This window comes from Streptomyces sp. NPDC041970, assembly GCF_055588985.1.
In genome coordinates, this window is sequence record NZ_JBVJCD010000017.1 from 96,215 (window position 1) to 99,741 (window position 3,527).

3 protein-coding genes are annotated in these 3,527 nt (G+C 73.7%); 2 read left to right on the forward strand and 1 reads right to left on the reverse strand.

Annotation, left to right across the window (positions count from 1 at the left end; all coding sequences use genetic code 11):
- Window positions 1-91 precede the first annotated feature (91 nt).
- The gene (locus tag ACZ6EJ_RS12025; RefSeq protein ID WP_469266531.1) at window positions 92-1,759 is read right to left on the reverse strand and encodes an alkaline phosphatase D family protein; all 1,668 of its coding nucleotides are present in this window, start codon (window positions 1,757-1,759) and stop codon (window positions 92-94) included.
- Between the two features lie 145 nt (window positions 1,760-1,904).
- On the opposite strand from ACZ6EJ_RS12025, the gene ACZ6EJ_RS12030 reads away from it, so the two are divergent.
- Together ACZ6EJ_RS12030 and ACZ6EJ_RS12035 are read left to right on the forward strand one after the other, a co-directional pair.
- Window positions 1,905-2,657 (forward strand): SDR family oxidoreductase, encoded by a 753-nt coding sequence (locus tag ACZ6EJ_RS12030; RefSeq protein ID WP_469266532.1) that lies wholly within the window; start codon window positions 1,905-1,907, stop codon window positions 2,655-2,657.
- 161 nt (window positions 2,658-2,818) lie between these two features.
- Window positions 2,819-3,298, forward strand: a complete 480-nt coding sequence (locus tag ACZ6EJ_RS12035; RefSeq protein WP_469266533.1) for a lamin tail domain-containing protein — start codon at window positions 2,819-2,821, stop codon at window positions 3,296-3,298.
- Window positions 3,299-3,527: the final 229 nt, after the last annotated feature.

A 3,527-nucleotide genomic window follows, 5' to 3' on the forward strand; every position in this document is an offset into this window, starting at 1 on the left:
ACCCCCCCCCCCCCCCCCCCCCCCCCTCTCCTCCCCCCCCCCCCCCCCCCCCCCCCCCCCCCCCCCCCCCCCCCCCCCCCCCCCGCGGGGGTCACGCGGGCGTCAGGCCGGGGTTGCCCGCCTCGGTGACGAAGGACGCCGCCGTGGAGAGGGGCGCTCCGGGGGTGGTGACCGCCGACACCGTGCGGAAGTCGACGCGGGCCGCGTCGGCGCCGAGGGCGACGAGCGCGTAGCCGCGACGCCCGTTGTAGTGCTTGAGGTGCGGGTTGGCGCGGGTCTGGTTGTCCCAGTTGGCGGGCCGGTCCGCGCCGTCCTTGCCGCTGGCGATGGAGGTGGTGACGATCTCGGTGCCCACGGTGCGCGAGGCGGGGTCGTCGAAGTCCTTCTTGAGGTCGAAGGCGTACGAGACGTGGACGTCGCCGGTGAGGACCATGAGGTTGTCCACCCCGGCGGCCTCGGCTCCGGCCAGGACCCGCTGCCGGGAGGCCGGGTAGCCGTCCCAGGAGTCCATGGAGAGCTTGAAGGCGTCGGTGGGCACATCGCGCCGCTGGGCGAAGGTGACCTGCTGCGGCACGACGTTCCAGGTCGCCCTGGAGGTGCGCCAGCCGTCGATCAGCCAGCGCTCCTGGGCGGCCCCGGTCATCGTGCGCGAGGGGTCCTCGGACTCCGGTCCGGGGGTCCGCCAGCCGTCGCCGTACGCCTGGTCGCTGCGGTACTGGCGGGTGTCGAGGATGTCGAACTGGGCGAGCCTGCCGAACTCCAGCCGGCGGTAGAGCCGCATGTCGGGGCCGGTGGGCCGCTGCGGGGTGCGCAGCGGCTGGTTCTCCCAGTACGCGCGGTACGCGGCGGCCCGGCGCAGCAGGAACTCCTCCGGCGGCACGTCGTTCTCGGGGGTCTCGCCCGCGTAGTTGTTCTCGGTCTCGTGGTCGTCCCAGGTGACGACGAAGGGGTGGGCGGCGTGGGCGGCCCGCAGGTCGGGGTCGCTCTTGTAGAGGGCGTAGCGCAGCCGGTAGTCCTCCAGGGTGATCGTCTCGCGGTTGAAGTGGGCGGGGAGCCGGCGGTCGGTGTAGGCGCGGGCCCCGCCGGTCGCGTTGACGGCGTATTCGTACAGGTAGTCGCCGAGGTGGAAGACCACGTCGACGTCCTCGCGGGCGAGGTGCTGGTAGGCGGTGAAGTACCCGTCGTGGTACGCCTGGCAGGAGACGGCGGCCAGCTTCAGGGAGGCGGGGCGCGCGCCGGCGGCGGGGGCGGTGCGGGTGCGGCCGACCGGGCTGGTCCATCTGCCGGTGCGGAAGCGGTAGTAGAAGGTGCGGCCGGCCTCCAGGCCCCGGACGTCGGCGCGGACGCTGTGGGCGAACTCGGGGTGGGCGGTGACCGTTCCGCGCCGCTCGATCCGGCGGAAGCCCTCGTCGCGGGCGAGTTCCCAGCCCACCTCGACCCGGCTGCGGGGCAGGCCGCCGCCGGGCTCGTAGGGGCGGGGGGCCAGCCGGGTCCACAGCAGGACGGAGGCGGGGTGCGGGTCGCCGGAGGCGACGCCGAGGGTGAAGGGGTCCTCCGTGATCCGGCGGGCGTCGAGTTCGGCGGCGCTCGCCGTGCCCGCGGCGGGCAGGTTGACCGCGAAGGCGAGGGCGGCTGCCGCTCCCGTGCCGGTCAGGAAGCGCCGGCGGTCGACCCCCGGACCGAGCAGGCGGGCGGCGGCGCGGAGCCCCTCCCGGTCGGCGGCCTGATCGGGCGTCATGATGTTTCGTGCGGTGGCCATATGACCCTCCTTTGCCCCGGATGCTGTCGGATCTCATGGCAGCCGGACGCGACGACGCACCGTTGTCGCGTGCACAACATCCGCATGGCGGGTCGATGAGCACCGCGTGCCCGGCGCGCGAGGCTCTGCCGTACGCTGCCGGGCCATGAACGCCGAGGGAAGAGTCGCCGTCGTCACGGGTGCGGGTTCGGGGATCGGGCGGGCCGTCGCGCTCGCCCTGGCGGGCGCGGGCTGGTCGCTCGCGCTGGCCGGGAGGCGGGCGGAGCCGCTGGCGCGGACGGCGGCGGCGGCCGGGGCGCCCGAGGCGCTGTGCGTCACCACGGACGTCACCGACGCCGACGCGGTCGACGCCCTCTTCGCCGCCGTACGGGAGCGGTTCGGCCGGGTGGACCTGCTGTTCAACAACGCGGGCACGTTCGGCCCCGGTGTGCCGGTCGAGGACCTGGCCGTCGAGGAGTGGCGGGCGGTGGTGGACGTGAACCTGACGGGCGCGTTCCTGTGCGCCCGAGCGGCGTACCGGCTGATGAAGGAGCAGGACCCGCGGGGCGGCCGGATCATCAACAACGGCTCGGTCTCCGCCCACGCGCCGCGCCCGCACTCGATCGCGTACACCGCGACCAAGCACGCGATGACCGGGCTGACCAAGTCGCTGTCGCTGGACGGCCGCCCGTACCGGATCGCCTGCGGGCAGATCGACATCGGCAACGCCGCCACGGAGATGACCGAGCGGATGCGGACCGGCGTGCTCCAGGCCGACGGGGGAACGGCGGCAGAACCGCTGATGGCGGCGGCCGACGCGGCGCGGACGGTGCTGCACATGGCGGAACTGCCGCTGGAGGCCAACGTCCAGTTCGCCACGGTCCTGGCGACGAACATGCCCTACGTCGGACGGGGCTGACGCGCCGCGCCACCGCGACCGGGAGGGCGGCGGACCGTGCCCGAACTTCCGCACGGGCCAAGGAGTTTGCCGATTCTCCCATCCGCCTCCGAGCAGGCGTCCGCTGTACGTATGATCACACCCTGCACGCCTTCACCAGAACAACACAGAAGGACCACCACATGCGCATACGCACCGCCGCGCCGCTCGCCCTGGCCGCCGCCACCGCGCTGGCCGGCTCCCTCCTCGCCGGGGCCGGCCCGGCCACGGCCGCCGGCCACCAGGGCGGACTGCACTTCGGGGCCATCCAGTTCGACGGCCCCGGCAAGGACGACCGGTCGCAGAAGTCCCTGAACGCCGAGTGGGTGGACATCCACAACAGCGGCAAGAAGAAGGTCCAGCTCAAGGGCTTCAAGGTGAAGGACAACACCGGTTACACCTACACCTTCGGCGCCTACACGATCGGCGCCGGGAAGACCGTCAAGCTCCGCACCGGCAAGGGCAAGAACGCCTCGGGCACCGTCCACTGGAACCGGGGCTCGTACGTCTGGAACAACACCGGCGACAAGGCCCGCCTGATCGCGCCGAACGGCAAGCTCCAGGACTCCTGCTCCTGGAAGAAGTCGACGAAGGCCAACAAGGGCCTCCAGAACTGCCACTGACCCACGGGCCTGCCGGTCCCACCGGTCCGGTGATCCACCGGTCGACCCGTCCACCGGTCCGGTGATCCACCGGTCATGACCGGCCCTCGGGCCGGGGGGGGGGGGGGGGGGGGGGGGGGGGGGTGGGGGGGTAGGGGGGGGGGGTGGGGGCGGGGAGGTCGCTGCCTCCCCTCCGGCAGGACGGGTCCGCCGTTGGCCTGACTCCTCCACGTCCGGACTGCGCCAGGAC

Excerpts from the sequence above, each read along its gene's own strand:
- ACZ6EJ_RS12030 (WP_469266532.1), top strand. The coding sequence starts at position 1,905 with ATGAACGCCGAGGGAAGAGTCGCCGTCGTCACGGGTGCGGGTTCGGGG.
- ACZ6EJ_RS12035 (WP_469266533.1), top strand. The coding sequence starts at position 2,819 with ATGCGCATACGCACCGCCGCGCCGCTCGCCCTGGCCGCCGCCACCGCG.
- ACZ6EJ_RS12025 (WP_469266531.1), bottom strand. The coding sequence starts at position 1,759 with ATGGCCACCGCACGAAACATCATGACGCCCGATCAGGCCGCCGACCGG.